This is a genomic window from Paenibacillus woosongensis, assembly GCF_009725165.1.
GTDB lineage: Bacteria > Bacillota > Bacilli > Paenibacillales > Paenibacillaceae > Fontibacillus > Fontibacillus woosongensis.
Genome location: NZ_WNZW01000023.1, coordinates 13,681 through 31,640, shown reverse-complemented (window position 1 = coordinate 31,640; position 17,960 = coordinate 13,681). Strand labels below are relative to the sequence as shown.

Below are 17,960 nucleotides of genomic sequence, written 5' to 3'. Positions count from 1 at the left end.
TCTGAACATGTTTGGTGGCAATGGCGGAGGGGTTCCACACGTACCCATCTCGAACACGACCGTTAAGCCCTCCAGCGCCGATGGTACTTGGACCGCAGGGTCCTGGGAGAGTAGGACGTCGCCAAGCGAAGAACCACTGCCGATCATCCGGTGGTGGTTTTTATTTTTTCTTTTGAGTGTTTTAAGGCTGTTTCTTGTAGAGAAGTATGCCGATAACAACGTATTCCTTAGTATAAGGAGCCGAACTGCGGGTTGAAATGTGGCAGATGACAAGTTAGACGATGAAAAGAGCCATTAGATTTTTGGGAATGAACTGGATTACTACTGTTACTCCAGCATACTCCATGAAAAGGTCCTCCCTTTGGGGTAAGATGTCGTGTGGTACTAATACTAACCTCTACGTATCTACATGTATTTCATACAGTTAGTTCACTCACTTTAGGCGTGTCGGAGATAACTAACTGGATAACATACATTTAGTTAAGACTATCACGAGGATTGAAATGAATTATGATTAACTAACTGTAGGATTTGCAATTAGTAGGAGTTTTTATTGGAAAAAGGGGCTAACTAACTGTATAAAATGCATTTAGCCCATTCCGCTCCCTCATAAAAGGCAGATACCCATAAAGGAATCAAAAAAGCCGGCTTTTTCACATTTAATTGTTCGTTTTAATGTAACCTTTTTGTTACCGACAAGGTACAGACTGGCGTTATAATGAGAATGGTAGTTTATCGCCTAGGAAATTTAGCCTATCTTATGCAATTGTTCTGTTCCACAAATGTTAATATTATCCAAGTAATATAGTATGTTAGGTCAGGTAAGGAGGAAAAAACATGCGGCTAAGAGGAAGAGGATATTCCTTATGCTTCATGGGGTTAGTCTGGGTGATTCTGCTCACCATTACAGGCTGTGCATCTTCCACACCTTCTTGGACGAAATTTGAAGGCTCGGTTGTCGAGAAGAGCTTCCCTGTTCCTGGGGAAGCCAGTATTACGGAAACAGCGCTTAATAATTCCAGAATGGATTACGTCCATTATTCGTTATCGGGAATTAAAGAGTCCGATAGCGTGCCGGCGGAGTATCAGCAAGCGATTAGTGAATGGGGTTGGACGGAACAAGAGGATCAGAACTCAGGAACGACTCATGTATACAAGAAAGATAAAGTTATCGTTCAACTAACAATTCATGATAATTCGTTTACCGTGCTGGTGCCGAAGCAGGACAGGAAGACCGTAATACAAGGTCTGGAGGGCAGTCAGTAGCAGTTTCATAATCCGGTAGGATTGAAGCATATGGAATATAGGAGTTGGCGTATCGGCCTGTTTCCTGCATCACTGCAGGAAACAGGTTTTTTTATTATCGAGGTAAAAAGAATAAGGATGAGTGGATTTCAACATGGTATATATGTAAAGCCATTGAGATTGCTCTAAGGCATGTAATAGGAAATATCCTCCTCATTAAATTTGATCATGCCTTCTTTAGGTTGGTTGTTGAAGCCAAATAGGGGATAAAGCCGCGGTGCTATACTCCATGCATGCCAGAAGAACAAGGAAAATACAAAAGATATCGGAGACCAAGGAATTATAATACCGATTATGACTAGGCCGATCCACGAGGTATGAATTTGTACCCTTCGATATACCGAGTAGGGGACATATTGATCCGGCATATAACCGATCCATGGCAAACGACGGGTAAAACGCCAGCGTTTGCGGTACGTGCTGTGTTGAATGACAAGTACGGATCGAGCTATTACATATTGAATCCAAAGGGCAATTGGGATTGCCAGCAGGAAGAAAAATATACTCGTCCAAGTAAAGAGGACAATTTCTGCCGCAAGCCATATTAATGGAAGCGTCAGCAGACTATAGATCAGGGTTTTGGGTATTACCAATTTCTTGAGAAGTCTATAGTGGTAAAATGTTGCATTCGTGCCGGATTCAGCGGGCATCGATATAATCAACCCTCCTTGGGAAAAAAGTAAATAGATAAGCCTTCAAAGAGGCATGCTCTTACTAATATATCGGCAGAAAAAAAGAATATTTTATGTTTGTGGCGTACAAACACCACTGCATCAGGCTTTGCATATACATATATAGTAAGAAGTGTACTATGAAAGGGTTTAAAATAATAGAACATGTGTCATACTGATAGTAAAATAAATCAAGGTGGGATTGCGGATGGATGAACATGCGCATCATACATGCATAATATGCGGTGAGCATAAATCGGAAGGTATTCATATTGTGTCGGAATTCATATGCGATGCTTGTGAGGCGGAAATGGTCCACACAGATGTTCAAGAGGAGAAATATCATTTTTTTATCCATCGAATGAAGCAGATATGGGTGCAAAAGAATGCATAGTATTCATAGTTAGGGACCTGCTGAAATATGTAGCGGGTCCTTTTGTATGTTGCCCTAAGCGCAAGAGAAGCGTTAAAATGAAGTGATACCCTGTATATAAGAAATTTGAAGGCAAGATGTTTGTTAATGGGTACGGGTTTCACCTTGTTTTATCAAAAGGGTAAGTAAAGTCAATTCATTCGGAAGGACCAGATATATATGTCTGACAGTGTGAAGCAAGGTGCTCCCTTATACGAGGCCCTGCTTCGGTACAAAGAGGCGAAGCTTGCTTCTTTTCATGTCCCAGGCCATAAAGATGGCCAAGCCTACAGAGTCGGCAGTGGTAACCCTGCGATGGAGCTGGCTCAGGTCATGGAGATTGATGTGACGGAAATTACCGGAACGGACGATCTTCATCACCCTGAGGGAGTAATCAAGGAGGCGCAGCAGAGGGCTGCCTCCTTGTTCGGAGCCGAGGAGACGTATTTCCTTGTCGGCGGCAGCACAGCCGGCAACCTGGCACTCATCCTGAGCGTGTGCACCGCTCCAGGCGACGTGCTGCTTGTGCAGCGCAATGTGCATAAATCCGTCATCCACGGATTGATGCTAGCGCAAGCACAAGCGGTGTTCCTTGCGCCGCAGCTGCACGGCGCAAGCGGGCTCGCCACCATCCCGTCCGTAGAGACGGTGCGTGAAGCCCTGCGCCGGTATCCCGGCGCGAAGGGGCTGCTCGTCACGCACCCGAACTACTACGGGATGGGCGCATCGCTGGCAGAGCTGGCGGAGCTCTGCCATGCTCACGGCGTGCCGCTGCTCGTCGACGAGGCACACGGCGCCCACTATGGACTGCACCCGGCCTTGCCGGTGTCCGCGTTAGCCCAGGGCGCTGATGGCGTCGTGCAGTCGACGCACAAGATGCTCGCAGCCCTCACGATGGGCGCGATGCTGCACGTGAAGGGCCGCCTGCTTGATCGCGGCCTGCTGCGTCAGCGGCTTGCGATGGTGCAGAGCTCCAGCCCTTCATATCCGATCATGGCATCGCTTGATCTGAGCCGCCATCTGCTGGAGCAGCAGGGTCACGCCGCATTTAGCGAAGGCCTTTCAGCGGCGGACTGGCTGCGCCAGGCGATCCGGTCTGACCTGCCCCGCTTTGGCATCGTACAGACGGGCGCCAGCGGAGAAGATGCTGCATATACTACACAAGATCCGTTCAAACTTGTACTTTACGATGCAGCCGGCTTCTGGAGCGGTTACGAACTGCAGGCGAAGCTAGAGGCGGCGAACTGCATACCGGAAATGAGTGATGAACGATATGTGGTTCTGGCGCTGAGTCTGGGGACGACGAGAGAGGATACTGAACGCTTATACCATGCGCTGCAGAGCATGGCGGGAGAGTCTTTTACCATGGGCCCTGTTTCCACGTGGAACATTGAGAACGACCTGGGAGACAGAGTTTCCAATCCAGTGCTATTTACGCTACAGCCGCGATCCCAGGAAGAAATCGAAGCCGTAGTGGTGGATAATAGTCTGGGCCGAATCGCAGCGGAAATGATCATTCCTTATCCGCCGGGCATTCCCCTGTTTTATCCGGGAGAGGCCATTTCGGAGAAAGCGCTGCGGCGCTTACAAGGGCTGCGGCAATCCGGAGCTAAATGTCAGGGAGCTGCGGATTCTCAGCTGAATACGATTTTGGTTTATAAACATCTCCATAAAGAGCAAACAGAAGGCGGGAATACCGATGAAAAGTAAAGGATTGTTTATTACGCTGGAGGGCGGGGAAGGCTCGGGCAAAACGACGATGCTGCAGCTGCTCAGCTCGCTGCTTAAGGAGCAAGGCATTCCATGTCTGACAACGAGGGAGCCAGGCGGAATTGTGATTGCCGAGAAAATTCGCGAGGTTATCTTAGCACCGGAGCATACGGCCATGGATGCACGAACCGAAGCATTGCTCTATGCGGCGGCCCGGCGGCAGCATTTGGCGGAGAAGGTAGAGCCTGCACTCGATAAGGGAACCATCGTGCTATGCGACCGCTTCATCGATAGCAGTCTGGCTTATCAAGGTTATGCCAGAGGCCTTGGCATTGATGAGGTGCTGGCGATTAACAGCTTTGCGACTGGCGGCCGTTTTCCCGATCTGACATTCTACATGGATATCCAGCCGGAAGAAGGATTGGCAAGAATCGCTGCAGGAGAAGGGCGCGAGGTTAACAGATTGGATATGGAGAGCCTGGAATTCCATCATAAAGTGAGGGAGGGCTACCGGATAGCCGCACAGATGTACCCACAGCGGATCATCACGATCGATGCCTCCAGAACGCTGCAGGAGGTCAGTGAGGAAATGAAGAGCTATCTTTTTGCAGCATTAAAGGAATTTGCAGTATGATTGTCAAATATAAATGTATTCGGTTTCGTAAGCCGGATGCGAACCAATCTTGCGAAATTCTAAAATACGAGGAGGGGCTGCAATGAAACTGATCATTGCGATTATCCAAGATAAAGACAGCAATCGTCTATCCAGTGCGCTCGTGAAGGAAAATTATCGGGCGACGAAGCTAGCAAGTACCGGCGGATTTTTGCGGGCAGGGAATACGACGTTTATGATCGGGGTAGATGACAATCAGGTTGAATCCGTATTAAATGTCATCCGCAGCAGCTGCAAAGTCCGTGAACAGCTTGTCACGCCAGTGACGCCGATGAGCGGAACGACCGATTCGTATTTGCCGCTGCCGGTTGAGGTGCAGGTTGGTGGCGCCACCGTCTTCGTTCTGCCGGTGGACCGCTTCGAACATTTTTAGAGGCGCTCGAGATTTAGAGACCATTTTTTGAAATAAATGAAGATAGGCTGTGAATGCAATGAAGATAGGTCCGGGATTCAGGCCGCTGAACAATGGCATTGGAATCAATGACAATACTGCAAAACCGGTACAATCCAAAACATTCTCCGACGTCATGCAGCACCAGGGCGAGCGAGCCTCCCAGGAGGAATTGAATCGCCGTTTTAAGGAGATCCAGCTTCAGGGTGACCGCCTGGCCCGGTCTATGACCATTCGCGAGCTGAAGGCATATCGTCTTCTCGTCAAAAGATTTATGGAAGACACGGTACGGCGCGGCGTAGGCATGAAGGATTCCAGGGGCTGGGATCGCCGCGGGCGAGGCAAGCGCTATAAGCTGCTGGACGAAATAGACGCTGCTTTGCTGGAGATGGCTGATGAGCTCCTGGAGACGGAGCAGGGGAAAATTGAACTGCTTCAGAAAATGGGCGAGATCAGAGGCATGCTGATCAATCTTTGTTTTTAGTTTCTTAACAAGAAGCATAATTAAGATGTGAATCGACTTAATAAGGAATGAAAAATGCAAATGTCATTTGAGCAAATTTTGGGGCAGGATGCGGCTAAGGCGCTGCTGCAAAGTGGCCTTCGCCGCAACCAGATATCGCATGCCTATATATTCAGCGGGCCCCCGGGAAGCGGACAGAAGGAGATGGCGATGGCATTCGTACAGGCGCTGTTCTGCACGGAGGACGGCGATGATGCTTGCGGGGAATGCTTGGAATGCCGTAAAGTATTGCATGGCAATCATCCGGATCTCCATTATATCGCTCCTGAGGGCTCGACCATCAAGATTGATCAAATCCGCGACTTGCAGCGGATTTTCTCATATCGTTCGGAAGGCGGGAATCCGAAGGTCTATATTATCGACGAGTCGGAGAAAATGACCGTGCAGGCTTCGAACAGCTTGTTGAAGTTTCTGGAGGAGCCACCGTCTCCAGCCGTGGCCATTTTATTGTCGGATAACGGACGGGCCCTGCTTCCGACCATTCAATCCCGGGCACAGTGGGTTCCATTTACGCCGCTGGATCCGGAACAAATGCTCCAGATTTTATCAAACGAAGGATTTCCGCCCACTTTGGTGAGGTGTGCTGTTCATTTGGCGGCAGGACTGGGTCCATGCCGCGAGCTTCTACAGCAGAATTGGTTTGCAGAAATTAGAAACGTAGTGTTACAATTAGGGAAGGAAGCCTCAGGACGTGGGGGGACTCCTTTAATTACAGCGCAGCAGACTATTTTCAAGGCTGGCCTCAGCGATCATTTGGACATGTTGTTTAATCTTTTCCATTTGTGGTTTAAGGACATGCTCCATGCGCTCTATCGCCGGCATGACCGGATTGTTTTCATAGATGAGCTGGATTTCATCAATCGGCATGCTTCCAGCCGCAGTCAGGAGCATTGGATTCAGGCCATGGCGCTGGCGGCGGAGAGCCGGAAGAAGCTAAGACAGAATATGAATGGCCAGCTTTGCGTAGAGCAGTTTTTAATTGGCGTTGAAGGATAATCATAGAGATACAGACCTAATGGACACGCCGGAACATGCAGTAAACTTTCTCCCATGCAATAACAGGGATTTATTTGAAAGGTCACATATTTATTAGTGCCAGTGCTAGACGAGGGGGTAAGTTTTTGTACACTGTAGTAGGTGTCCGTTTCAAGAAAGCGGGCAAAATATATTATTTCGATCCTCTGGAGCTTCCGGTTGAGAAGGAACAGAGCGTCATCGTTGAGACGGCGCGCGGGATCGAGTATGGTAAGGTTGTCGTCGGGAAGAAGCAGGTTGGAGAAACGGATGTCGTTCTTCCACTGAAGAAGGTTATTCGGATTGCAGACGATGCTGACGCCCGTGTTGTGGAAGAGAACAAGCTTGCGGCAAAGAACGCTTTTGCCACTTGTTTAAATAAAATCAAAGATCATGATCTCAAAATGAAGCTGGTTGATGTCGAGTTTACATTTGACCGCAACAAAATCATTTTTTATTTCACGGCTGAAGGCCGGGTCGATTTCCGTGAGCTCGTTAAGGATTTGGCCAGTATCTTTCGTACGCGGATCGAGCTTCGCCAAATCGGAGTTCGGGATGAAGCCAAGATGCTCGGCGGGATCGGTCCATGTGGACGCATCCTATGCTGTTCGTCCTGGCTGGGCGACTTCGAGCCCGTATCGATCAAGATGGCTAAGGATCAGAGCTTGTCGCTGAACCCGACAAAGATTTCCGGGCTCTGCGGAAGACTGATGTGCTGCTTGAAATTTGAGCATGATAACTACGAGAGCGTGAAGGAAGAGCTGCCGTCGGTAGGCAAGATGGTTGTTACTTCGCTCGGTGAAGGGAAGGTTGTGGGGCTGAATGCGGGCTCGCGTTCGGTTCATGTGCAATTATTTGAAATAGGTAAGGTCAAGGAACTTCCTTTAGATGATGTTGTCGTTAAGTAATGAGTTTTCATGATAGAACTTTAGAGATGACTCTGGGGTGGGAACTTGGAGAATAAAGATATTTTTACGCATATGCAGGCGCTGGACGCACAAATGGGAACCGTTCACGGCGAATTGAGCAAGCTGATGCTCGAGGTCAAGAAGTTAGTGGAAGAGAATCAACAGCTTCGACTGGAGAATGAGCAATTACGTAAGATTTTGAAGCGGGAGTCCACCGAAGGGCGCCTTCCGTTATCTCCAGACCAAGGCGAATCCACCTTGCCAGAAGGCAAGGAGCCGCCGGAAGCGATTGATATCGTCGGAGAAGGGTATGACAATCTCGCACGTCTGTATCATGAGGGATTCCATATTTGCAACGTGTATTATGGACATTTACGAACGGAAGGGGATTGCCTGTTCTGTTTGTCTTTTCTGAATAAATAAGCAAAGCCGTAGGAGCTTCCTACGGTTTTTTTTCAATCACCTGTTCAAAAGAAAGGCGAGTATGCAATGACAAAAGGCCAATTGCCGATGGAAGTACCTTTATACGAAAAAGAAAGATTGGACGATCTGCTGGCGCATCATTTACGGATTATTCAAAGTGACGAGGTGTTCAGCTTCTCTATGGATGCCGTACTGCTGGCCCGGTTTGCAGCCGTGCCGAAGCGAGGCAAAATCATTGATCTATGCACGGGCAATGGCGTGATTCCACTGCTGCTGTCTACACGTACTGAGGCTCAGATCGAGGGCATTGAAATACAGCCCCGGCTTGCGGATATGGCCCGCCGCAGCATACAGCTGAATGCTCTGCAAGATCGGATCACCATCCGCGAGGGAGACCTGCGGGAGCTTGTACAGCAGACAGGGCATGGAGCGTACGATGCACTGACGGTGAATCCGCCTTATATGCCGCTGACCGGCGGGGATTTGAAGCTGAATCCGCATCAAGCCATTGCCAGGCATGAGATTCACTGCACGCTGGAGGAGGTCATTAGCTCCTCAATGAGGCTGCTGCGAACCGGAGGCAAAATGTCGATGGTGCACAAGCCCCAGCGTCTTGGTGAAATTCTGACGCTTTTACGGCAATATCGGCTTGAGCCTAAGGTTATTCGCTTCGTTCATCCGCGGGCAGGCGCGGAGGCGAACATGGTGCTTATTGAAGCGCTGCGTGATGGCAAGCCGGATGTAAGGGTGCTGCCGCCGCTGATCGTATACGAGGAGAATGGGGAATACTGCAAAGAAATATACGAAATATATTACGGGTCAAAAGAGGGAAAATAATGAGTGTAAAGGTGCAGAGAAGTTTCGCCGAGCAGCAGCAGGGTCAACTATCCGGCTGCGGAACGCTCTATTTGGTTGCTACGCCGATCGGTAATCTGGAGGATATGACTTATCGGGCAGTGCGCATACTGCGGGAAGCAGATATTATCGCCGCAGAGGATACCAGACAGACGAGAAAGCTGCTGTCCCATTTCGAAATTACGCCGGGCAAGCTGCTGAGTTACCATGATCATAATCGGGTGGCCAGTGGACCGGAACTGATACGCCTTATAATAGAAGGAAAAAATTTAGCTCTCGTCAGCGATGCCGGTCTGCCAGCCATTTCCGACCCTGGAAGCGACCTGGTGAAGCTGGCGATCGAGGCGGGAATATCCGTTGTACCTGTGCCGGGAGCAAATGCCGCTTTATCGGCCTTAATCGTTTCCGGTCTGCCTACGGACAGTTTCAAATTTATTGGCTTTCTTCCCAGGGAACAGAGGGAGCGGGATGAAATACTTCATATGCAGCAGGAGGAACAGAGCACTTTGTTATTCTACGAATCCCCGCATCGCCTGATCAAAACTCTGGAATCCATGCGCGCTGTTCTAGGGAACCGGAGAATAGTTCTGGCTCGTGAGCTGACTAAACGCTTTGAGGAGATGGCCAGGGGAACAGTCGAGGCATGTCTGGAATGGCTGGAGGAGCATCCGCCGATGGGTGAATATTGTATTGTAGTGGAAGGAGCTGACCCAGGGGAGCTTGAAGAGAAGCGGAACGCTTGGTGGCAGCCTCTGTCTATCCATGATCATGTGTTACACTACGAAGAGGAAGGGTTACCTCGAAAGGAGGCAATGAAGAAGACCGCGCAGGATCGGGGGGTATCCAAGAGGGATATTTATCAGTCGCTGATATAGCAATGGGTGGAAAAATGGACAAAATATAGGCAGAAAATAAGGCCGTACAAAAAAAGGGAGCCTTCATTCGGCCGGGTTCAAGCCGAAGAAGGCACCAAGGAGATATGAAAAAGGTTAGAATTAACAGATTCAGTAAGTCTATTATATACTATAATTCTTAATTTGTCACAGGTGTTGGAATTTCTGTGAGGCATTCATGGCAAACAATTTTACCTTTGAAATATGTTACGTTCTCAGCGTTGCCGCAGAAGATGCAGGCAGGCTCGTATTTCTTCAGCATAATACGCTCGCCGTCCACATAAATCTCAAGCGCATCTTTCTCTCCGATTCCGAGTGTACGACGCAATTCGATAGGAATAACTACACGACCTAGCTCATCTACTTTTCTAACAATACCTGTTGATTTCATCATGACTGATGATACCCCTCTCGCGGAAATTTTAACAAAATTTTTAAAAGTGTCATTATTCGACAAACTTCTATCTTTTATGATATTTATAATACCAACGTTTCCCAAAACAGTCAACCTATTTATGGTAGAGTTCAGTTAAATTACTAAATTAAAGATATAAATGTGTGAGCTTTTTTAAAAAACTGCTTTTATACCGGGCTTTTCAAGCATTCGACATACTTACGACATTTAACATGACTAAATTAGACAAAATTCGACAAAGTATGTCGATCCTCTCGACATGACCTGTGAAGTTAAATTCTTGTAGTTTCAAATAAATTGAAAACAAGGAGAATTGGCCATGCATAACCTTCGCGAAGAAAAGGTATTCAAAGATCCTGTTCATAATTATATTCATGTTCAGGATGAATTGATCTGGTTACTTATTAATACGAAGGAATTTCAGCGGCTTCGCCGGATTCGGCAGCTTGGCACTTCTTATTTGACCTTTCATGGTGCAGAGCACAGCAGATTCTCTCATTCTTTAGGAGTATATGAGATCACACGGCGAATCATTTCCCAGTTCGAGCGAAATAATTATCCGGACTGGCCGAAGGAGGAACGGCTTGTCGCGCTCTGCGCGGCGCTGCTCCATGATCTGGGGCATGGCCCCTTCTCTCACTCTATCGAACAAGCCTTCAATATGAATCATGAGGACTGGACCTGCCGCATTTTGCTTGGAGATACGGAAGTAGGGCATGTTCTAAAGCGAATGGGCGAGGACTTCCCGGACAAAGTGGCTTCTGTCATACGGAAGGACTATCCTAATGAAATAGTCGTAAATCTGGTGACAAGTCCGCTAGATGCCGACCGTATGGATTATTTGCTGAGAGATGCTTATTTCACCGGCGTGAATTACGGTACGATCGATATGGATCGGATTTTGCGGATGCTGCGGCCATACCGGGGACGTATTGTCGTGAAGGAGACCGGCATGCATGCGGTAGAGGATTATTTGATGTCCCGTTATCAAATGTATTGGCAGATTTATTTCCATCCGGTAACGCGGAGTTCGGAGATTATTTTGCGGCAAATTTTTCGCCGGGCCAAGGAACTATATGCGGAGGGGTATTCATTTTCCTTTCTCCCCAACCCTTTACCAGGCTTGTTCAACTCTGAACTGACAGTGCAGCAATATTTGCTATTAGATGAAGCTTTGATTCAAACGGCTTTTATGCAGTGGAAAAATGAGGCTGATTCCCTGCTTGCTGATCTTTGCACCCGTTTTATAGATCGCAAATTGTACAAATATGTTGAACTGGATTCGCTCGATTTGGAGAAAATAAGGGAAATTCGCGAAGAATTCCGAAAATTAGGCTTAAATCCGGATTATGATCTGATCATTGATTTTCCGACAGACTTGCCTTATGATGTGTCTCGTCCTGACGAAGAGCTTCGCGGCAAGCAAATTTTGCTACTGGACAAGCAGGAGCGCTTGGTGGAAATATCGGAGGTTTCCGATATTGTCCGGTCGATTAGCGGCATACAGCGGGGTAAATTTTATTTGTACTTTCCAGACAATAAACTACAGGCGGTCTGTTCTCGGCTGCCTGCCGATTTGGCTCGTGTTTTTGGCCAGGAGACTTAAATACAGGAGGGCTATTACCATGTTAGTGGACACACATACGCATTTGGACGCAGAGCAGTTTGACGGGGATCGCGAGGAAACGATTTCTCGCGCGGTGGAACAGGGAGTTACGCGCATGATCAACATCGGTTTTAATCGGGAAACGATCCCTACCACAATGAAGCTGGCCGAGAGCTATGACTTCATATATGCCGCCATCGGCTGGCACCCCCAGGATGCCATCACGATGAAAGAAGAGGATTTGGACTGGATTGCTGAATTATGCCGCCATGAGAAAGTTGTGGCGATTGGAGAGATTGGTCTTGATTATTATTGGGATACTTCACCCAAGGATGTCCAGCATGCCGTATTCCGCAAGCAGATCGGGCTGGCCCGGGAGCTTGGAATGCCGATCGTCATTCATAACCGGGATGCTCATGAGGATACAGTGCGTATTTTGCGGGAAGAGAAAGCCCATGAAGTCGGCGGGGTAATGCATTCGTTCTCGGGGAGCTGGGAAACGGCCAAATTATGTCTGAATATGGGATTTCATTTGTCCTTCGGAGGCCCAATCACCTTCAAAAATGCAAAGCAGCCTAAAGAAGTGTTGAAACAAACACCGCTCGACCGGTTATTGATTGAAACTGACTCCCCTTATTTGACTCCGCATCCTTATCGTGGAAAGAGAAATGAGTCCGCCTATGTCCAGTTAGTGGCGGAGGCAGCTGCTGAATTAAAAGGGTTGTCCTTCCAAGAAATTGCAGAAATCACAACCCGTAATGCACTGGAACGATTTTCCATTCGATGAAATCGGGAGGAAAAGCGGTGAAAAGGAGAGATTTCTGGAAAGATTAATGCATTTTAATTTAAAACACCGAGTTTATTACATTTTTTTAACCTTTTTCTTAAGAAAACGTTCTTGATTCGTCCTTTACAACATGCGTTGAAACAGGATAGAATCTTTTCAGTGATCGATTTGGCCGAGTATAGGGCATTGCCTATGGCCATCGAATCATGTTCCAGAACCAGTCTCGCTGAGTCTCCGTAGAGGAGAACGGGGGAACCGGATACGGCTTGATGAAATATTTTTAATTTACAGTCAACGTTGCCGTATTTGATTTCTTTGCAGGATCTTTGGGGTGAATTCAAGGTCATTGCGCCATGAGCGAATGAACCGAGAAAGGGCGGCTCTCTTCGCCCGAACCCGACAGCTAACCTCGTAAGCGTGTCAAGAGAGGCAACTTCGTGCATCCTATTACACCAAGACCTACAGGAGCCACGAAAGAGTTGCTCTAACTCTTTCTTCCGGCTTCTTTTGTTTTGAATAATTGTAATAGGGTCATCATACTGTTGTAGAACAGGAGGTGACAATTGCCGACCAGACTGGGGCAGGATGCGGGATGCTGCAGTTCTAGCATTCCGTAAAAAACGGGAATAGTCACGTCAACATCTCATCATGCATTGACCTAGGGCGGGACTATGAAGGAGGACGGAAAGTGGGCATTTTCAAGAAAGAAGAGACCCATGAATCACGCTCATCCAGTATGTCTTACGCATTGCGATGGAAGCATGAGAACCTACGTCAGATATCGGTCGTCACGTTGTTAACTGTTGCAGCGATCATCGTTATTCTGATTTGGCTGAACGGCAACAGCAAGAACATTTATTTGGTGGTGGACGGGAAGATCCAGGAGATCGAGACCCGTAAATCTGTAGTGAATCAAGTACTGGATGAACATTCCATCGTGCTGGGCCAGGGTGATAGCATATCACGGCCGCTTGAGAGCTCCCTGAAGAAAGGGGACCGGATCGTTATCGTAAGGGCGGTTCCGGTGCAAGTCAACGTGGATGGCAAGACAAAGTCGCATCTGACGACTCAATCCAGTGTACAGGGCATTATCAACGAGCTTGGCATTACCGTAAACCCGGATGACAAGATCACTCCGGATTTAAGCAGCAAAGTCACTTCCGATCTCCAGATCAAAGTGGTGCGCGTATCCAAGCAAAAGGTACAAACGAAAGAGACCGTGCCATTTGCCGTCGTCAAAACCTCAGATCCTAATTTGGAGAAGGGGCAGACGAAGGTGCTGCAGCAGGGCAGCGAAGGAGTAGTTGTACATCATATCGAAAAAGTGTATGAAGACGGAAATTTCGTATCCAAGCGTTGGCTGAGCAAAGAGATCGAGACGAAGGCTCAGGACAAGGTAGTCGCTGTAGGTACGAAGCCTAAGCCCGAGGCTGTGCTCGCCGCTAATATTACCCGCACTGCGGATAAAGTGGATATCAGTGGAACGACAACCAAAGGCGGCGTCTCATTTAAATATAAAAAAGTGCTTAAAGACGTCACACTAACCGCCTATTCCGCCGAAGAGGATGGCATCGGTACGAAGACCGCCTCCGGAACACGCGTAACGGAAGGCAGAACGATCGCCGTAGACAAGAGCGTTGTTCCTATGGGCTGGTGGGTATATATCGAAGGCATTGGGTTCCGCAGAGCCGAGGATACAGGTGGCGCCATCAAGGGGAACAAAATGGACGTTTACTTCGATAGCTTGCAATCGGCGAAGAACTTCGGACGCAAGAAGGGACGCACGGTGTATGTTATCGGTCCAAACAAACCAGAATTGAACTGATTCCTGTTTTACTTTGTAAAAGGAATAAGATACTATAGATAAATGAAAAAGGTATGGAAAGAAGAGGAGAAGTCCTCTTCTTTTTGCGTATGAGGAAGAGGGTCATTTATTCCCATGATTAAAGAGGTTATTGTCGTGGAAGGGCGGGACGATACCGTTGCCGTTAAAAGGGCCGTACAGGCCGATACGATTGAAACCGGAGGTTCGGCGGTCAACGAGACCGTGCTGCGCAAGATCGAGCTGGCGCAGGCGCGGCGCGGAGTCATCATTTTGACTGATCCTGACCATGCCGGCGAGCGAATCCGCAAAATTGTCGCAGGCCGGGTACCGGGCTGCAAACATGCTTTCCTGCGGGAGGCCGATGCTACGCGGCGCGGTGATATCGGTGTGGAGAATGCCTCTCCCGAAGCCATTCGGGAGGCGCTGGCACGTGTGCACACCGAAGCGGAAGCTGCAGAGGCTGATGACACACTCATCGATTGGGAAGACTTAATAGACGCCGGCTTAATTGTTCACCCTTCAGCCGCTGCCAGAAGGCGTGTGATCGGTGAATTGCTTGGCATTGGTTATTGCAACGGCAAGCAGCTTTACAAACGGCTTAACGTATTTCGGATTAGCCGGGAGGAGTTTCTGGCTGCGCTGGCTCAACTGGAGGACAAAGGGGTATAAAGTGCCATGAGAAGAGAAGATATATCAACGCCTCGCCGCACAAAGGAAATTATTCAGCGGCATGGATTCTCATTTAAAAAAAGCCTCGGTCAGAATTTCCTGATCGACCAGAATATATTAGCCAACATTATCGCAGCTGCTGGACTGGACAAGTCCAAGGGGGCACTGGAGATCGGTCCAGGCATCGGTGCGCTGACGGAGAAGCTGGCACAGCAGGCTGGCAAGGTGACGGCCGTGGAGATCGACCAGAGGCTTCTTCCGATTCTGGAGGAGGTGCTGGAGCCTTATCCTCATGTCGAGGTCGTGCATGGCGATGTGCTCAAGCTTAATTTACGCGAGCTGTTCGAACGGCAGTTCGCAGACGTGTCCGGTGTCAGCGTCGTAGCAAATTTGCCTTACTACGTGACTACGCCGATTTTGATGAAGCTGCTGGAGGAAGGGCTGCCGCTCGAGCATATCGTCGTAATGATTCAGAAAGAGGTTGCAGAGCGCATGGCGGCTTCCCCTGGGAGCAAGGCTTACGGCAGCCTCAGTATCGCCGTGCAGTATTACAGCGAGCCGGAGCTCGTCTGTATTGTGCCGCATACGGTGTTCATTCCCCAGCCGAATGTGGAGTCGGCGGTAATCCGTTTAACCGTTCGGAAGGAACCCCCGGTATCGGTGGAGGACGAGGCCTTCTTTTTCGATGTTGTCCATGCGTCTTTTGCTCAAAGAAGGAAGACCATTGCCAATAATCTGAAGAGCCGCTTCTTCCCGAAGGAAGGCCGCGAAAGGTTGGAGCAGCTTCTTGCCGAGGCAGGCATAGAACCGAGCCGCCGGGCGGAGACGCTGTCTCTGCAGGAGTATGCCGTTCTTAGCAACGTATTGTTGGCTGCAGGCTTGAAGCATTAATAACTGCTTCGAGGTCAAAGGAGAGCTTTTTAATAACCGCTCCTGTAACCAATCCCCGCTTTTGCCCATACTTTAGGGTAGAGGTGATTTATTTGACGAACTTGGGAGACTTGGTTGTCCGGAAGTCGTACGGCGGGGACGTAACTTTCCGGGTGGAAAGCATACAGCGGAATGAAGCGATGATTAAGGGGACGGAGTTTAGGCTGCTGGCTGATGCCCCTTTACATGATCTCGTTAAGGTTGACCCTGCCTCTCCAAGCGAGAAGGCTAGAAGAGCGCGTATTAAGGCCACGGAGTCGTTAAAACGGCTGCATCGTGATCGTCAAGAGCAAACCGAGCGCAATCAGGCCAGCTTGGGGAATCCATTGTGGTATGCGCAAAACGAGCCGTCCTATTTTGAGGTCCCAGGCAAGGTTCTGCATTTAGACGGAGATGAGAGGTACTTGAAGAAAAGTCTGGAGCTGTATGAGAAACTTCGAGTGCCTGTCCATGGCTATTATGTGGCGGAGTCGCAAATGGCGAGTGTCTTGTACCGTCTCCTTCCGAGCATCCACCCGGACATCGTGGTCATAACGGGGCATGATGGCGTGCTTAAGAACCGGCCGCACGCGGATCTGTACAATTTGACGAGTTACAAGAACTCCAGCCATTTTGTAGAGGCAGTACAGACGGCCAGACAGTATGAGCGCAACTTTGATGCACTAACGGTCGTCGCTGGGGCGTGCCAGTCCCATTTCGAAGCTTTGCTGCAAGCTGGGGCGAACTTTGCCAGCTCGCCTTCCCGCGTGCTTATTCACGCGCTTGACCCGGTCTATATTGCCGCAAAGGTATCCTTTACATCGATTCGCGATACAATCAGTATGATGGATGTCTTGAACAATACGATCAGCGGGACGCAGGGCGTTGGCGGGATTGAGACACGAGGGAGCTACCGGATTGGTCTGCCTAAGCTCAAAGATTTAACCACCCTTAAGGTAGTTCCATCCATGTGAGGTTTTGTTTTCATATATTATGGTTTCCGAGTGGCACCGTGAGGTGCTTCTTTTGTTTTTTTGAGAAAGGACTACAATCAGCCGAAAAACGCCGAATTGTGCTATTTTCCCGGGATTTATGGCAAATAAATCTCCTCATAAAAAGATGTCGAAAAAAAATCGTTGACAATACTTTTTTCTCCCTGATATAATTATTTATTTCAGTTTGACAAATGATCTCCTTCCTTGTATAATGGACAAAGAAAGAAGGTGGTCACAGGCAATGGCTAAAAATACGCTGTCGGAAATTAAGCATAGTCTCGACGCTTACGTAGGACAGAAAATTATGCTGCGTGCAAACGGTGGTCGCCGTAAGACCGTCGAACGTACCGGTGTATTGGAAGAGACATATCCATCTGTCTTTATCGTGAAATTGGATGAAGAGCAACAGACTTTTAAGCGAGTGTCTTACAGTTATGCCGATATACTTACCGAATCCGTTGAAGTGATGATTTGTGACGATAGCAGCGATAACGAGATGCGGATTACGTATATTAAATAGTGAGCATCATGATGAGTTAAATAAACGGCTGTCCGCGTTGTGCGGCGCCGTTTTTTTCTTTATTGGCGAGAAGCATCCTTGGAAGGTATTTCGCCGTATGATGAGCTGCCAGCGGCGCATACTATCCAATGTTCCTATATCCATCATTCTGTAAGGAGGGACATGCCATGGCGCGGAGACGGCGTAGTGTAATGTCGGAAGAGCTGAAGATGGAGCTTGCGAAGGAACTGGGTTTCTACGACACCGTTCAGCAGGAGGGCTGGGGAGGCATTAAGGCCAAGGATGCTGGGAATATGGTGAAGAGAGCCATCGAAATGGCAGAACGTGCGGCTGCACGGCAATAATTCAACAAGGGGCTTTCCTGACTCAGGAAGGCCCCTTGTTTGTTAACATATTGAGAATTAGGCGTACATACGGCAGGTATTTGACCGTCTGCAATAGACGCAGGCCGCAGTT

21 protein-coding genes, 1 rRNA gene and 1 riboswitch are annotated in these 17,960 nt (G+C 48.6%); of the genes, 20 read left to right on the top strand and 2 right to left on the bottom strand.

All coding sequences use genetic code 11. The annotated features are described in order from the left end of the window. Positions 1 to 10: 10 nt before the first annotated feature. A 5S ribosomal RNA gene (gene rrf / locus GNP95_RS25315) occupies positions 11 to 127 on the top strand. 710 nt (positions 128 to 837) lie between these two features. Continuing rightward, positions 838 to 1,266 (top strand): hypothetical protein, encoded by a 429-nt coding sequence (locus tag GNP95_RS25310; protein ID WP_230874006.1) that lies wholly within the window; start codon positions 838 to 840, stop codon positions 1,264 to 1,266. A gap of 164 nt (positions 1,267 to 1,430) precedes the next feature. Here the strand turns inward: GNP95_RS25310 and GNP95_RS25305 are convergent, their stop codons facing one another. Next, the gene (locus tag GNP95_RS25305) at positions 1,431 to 1,955 is read right to left on the bottom strand and encodes a hypothetical protein (RefSeq protein ID WP_155613581.1); all 525 of its coding nucleotides are present in this window, start codon (positions 1,953 to 1,955) and stop codon (positions 1,431 to 1,433) included. A 229-nt stretch (positions 1,956 to 2,184) separates the two neighbouring features. Here GNP95_RS25305 and GNP95_RS25300 point away from each other — a divergent pair, with 229 nt between their 5' ends. The 10 genes from GNP95_RS25300 to rsmI all read left to right on the top strand — a co-directional run bounded on the left by GNP95_RS25300 (position 2,185) and on the right by rsmI (position 9,760). Beyond that, positions 2,185 to 2,370 (top strand): sigma factor G inhibitor Gin, encoded by a 186-nt coding sequence (locus GNP95_RS25300; protein WP_155613580.1) that lies wholly within the window; start codon positions 2,185 to 2,187, stop codon positions 2,368 to 2,370. Between the two features lie 198 nt (positions 2,371 to 2,568). After that, positions 2,569 to 4,098, top strand: a complete 1,530-nt coding sequence (locus GNP95_RS25295) for an aminotransferase class I/II-fold pyridoxal phosphate-dependent enzyme (protein WP_155613579.1) — start codon at positions 2,569 to 2,571, stop codon at positions 4,096 to 4,098. Beyond that, complete coding sequence (tmk, locus tag GNP95_RS25290; RefSeq protein WP_155613578.1) at positions 4,088 to 4,732, top strand: dTMP kinase; 645 nt, start codon at positions 4,088 to 4,090, stop codon at positions 4,730 to 4,732. The genes GNP95_RS25295 and tmk overlap by 11 nt, the downstream gene beginning before the upstream one ends. 82 nt (positions 4,733 to 4,814) lie before the next feature. Beyond that, the gene (locus GNP95_RS25285) at positions 4,815 to 5,144 is read left to right on the top strand and encodes a cyclic-di-AMP receptor (RefSeq protein WP_019640047.1); all 330 of its coding nucleotides are present in this window, start codon (positions 4,815 to 4,817) and stop codon (positions 5,142 to 5,144) included. Positions 5,145 to 5,202: 58 nt separating this feature from the next. Then, positions 5,203 to 5,646 carry a YaaR family protein gene (locus GNP95_RS25280; protein WP_155613577.1) on the top strand — a complete coding sequence of 148 codons (444 nt, stop codon included), beginning with the start codon at positions 5,203 to 5,205 and terminating at the stop codon, positions 5,644 to 5,646. Positions 5,647 to 5,706: 60 nt separating this feature from the next. Further along, a complete protein-coding gene (gene holB / locus GNP95_RS25275) occupies positions 5,707 to 6,681 on the top strand; it encodes a DNA polymerase III subunit delta' (RefSeq protein WP_155613586.1) in 975 nt (324 codons plus the stop codon). Between the two features lie 125 nt (positions 6,682 to 6,806). Next, complete coding sequence (locus GNP95_RS25270; RefSeq protein WP_155613576.1) at positions 6,807 to 7,607, top strand: PSP1 domain-containing protein; 801 nt, start codon at positions 6,807 to 6,809, stop codon at positions 7,605 to 7,607. A gap of 45 nt (positions 7,608 to 7,652) precedes the next feature. Further along, positions 7,653 to 8,030 (top strand): initiation-control protein YabA, encoded by a 378-nt coding sequence (locus tag GNP95_RS25265; protein WP_155613575.1) that lies wholly within the window; start codon positions 7,653 to 7,655, stop codon positions 8,028 to 8,030. 66 nt (positions 8,031 to 8,096) lie between these two features. Beyond that, complete coding sequence (locus tag GNP95_RS25260) at positions 8,097 to 8,867, top strand: tRNA1(Val) (adenine(37)-N6)-methyltransferase (protein ID WP_230874005.1); 771 nt, start codon at positions 8,097 to 8,099, stop codon at positions 8,865 to 8,867. Beyond that, positions 8,867 to 9,760, top strand: a complete 894-nt coding sequence (rsmI, locus tag GNP95_RS25255; RefSeq protein ID WP_155613574.1) for a 16S rRNA (cytidine(1402)-2'-O)-methyltransferase — start codon at positions 8,867 to 8,869, stop codon at positions 9,758 to 9,760. Before GNP95_RS25260 ends, rsmI begins: the two co-directional genes overlap by 1 nt. Positions 9,761 to 9,917: 157 nt before the next feature. Here rsmI and GNP95_RS25250 read toward each other — a convergent pair whose 3' ends face one another. Then, entirely contained in the window at positions 9,918 to 10,172 is a 255-nt protein-coding gene (locus GNP95_RS25250) for an AbrB/MazE/SpoVT family DNA-binding domain-containing protein (RefSeq protein ID WP_019640040.1), read from the bottom strand. Positions 10,173 to 10,512: 340 nt separating this feature from the next. Here GNP95_RS25250 and GNP95_RS25245 point away from each other — a divergent pair, with 340 nt between their 5' ends. The 8 genes from GNP95_RS25245 (at position 10,513) to GNP95_RS25210 (ending at position 17,848) form a co-directional block, all read left to right on the top strand. After that, on the top strand, positions 10,513 to 11,799 hold the full coding sequence (locus GNP95_RS25245) for an HD domain-containing protein (protein ID WP_155613573.1): 1,287 nt from the start codon (positions 10,513 to 10,515) through the stop codon (positions 11,797 to 11,799). A gap of 19 nt (positions 11,800 to 11,818) precedes the next feature. Continuing rightward, positions 11,819 to 12,586 carry a TatD family hydrolase gene (locus GNP95_RS25240; RefSeq protein ID WP_155613572.1) on the top strand — a complete coding sequence of 256 codons (768 nt, stop codon included), beginning with the start codon at positions 11,819 to 11,821 and terminating at the stop codon, positions 12,584 to 12,586. Between the two features lie 214 nt (positions 12,587 to 12,800). Continuing rightward, positions 12,801 to 13,020: riboswitch (cyclic di-AMP (ydaO/yuaA leader) on the top strand. A 254-nt stretch (positions 13,021 to 13,274) separates the two neighbouring features. Continuing rightward, positions 13,275 to 14,411, top strand: coding sequence for a G5 domain-containing protein (locus GNP95_RS25235; protein WP_330163621.1), 1,137 nt, complete (start codon positions 13,275 to 13,277; stop codon positions 14,409 to 14,411). Positions 14,412 to 14,525: 114 nt separating this feature from the next. After that, positions 14,526 to 15,080, top strand: a complete 555-nt coding sequence (rnmV, locus tag GNP95_RS25230) for a ribonuclease M5 (RefSeq protein WP_155613571.1) — start codon at positions 14,526 to 14,528, stop codon at positions 15,078 to 15,080. Positions 15,081 to 15,086: 6 nt separating this feature from the next. After that, entirely contained in the window at positions 15,087 to 15,971 is an 885-nt protein-coding gene (rsmA, locus tag GNP95_RS25225; RefSeq protein ID WP_155613570.1) for a 16S rRNA (adenine(1518)-N(6)/adenine(1519)-N(6))-dimethyltransferase RsmA, read from the top strand. A gap of 92 nt (positions 15,972 to 16,063) precedes the next feature. After that, complete coding sequence (yabG, locus tag GNP95_RS25220; protein WP_155613569.1) at positions 16,064 to 16,963, top strand: sporulation peptidase YabG; 900 nt, start codon at positions 16,064 to 16,066, stop codon at positions 16,961 to 16,963. A gap of 262 nt (positions 16,964 to 17,225) precedes the next feature. Continuing rightward, positions 17,226 to 17,504 (top strand): biofilm formation stimulator Veg, encoded by a 279-nt coding sequence (gene veg, locus GNP95_RS25215; RefSeq protein ID WP_155613568.1) that lies wholly within the window; start codon positions 17,226 to 17,228, stop codon positions 17,502 to 17,504. 167 nt (positions 17,505 to 17,671) lie between these two features. Next, on the top strand, positions 17,672 to 17,848 hold the full coding sequence (locus GNP95_RS25210; RefSeq protein ID WP_155613567.1) for a small, acid-soluble spore protein, alpha/beta type: 177 nt from the start codon (positions 17,672 to 17,674) through the stop codon (positions 17,846 to 17,848). Positions 17,849 to 17,960 lie beyond the last annotated feature (112 nt).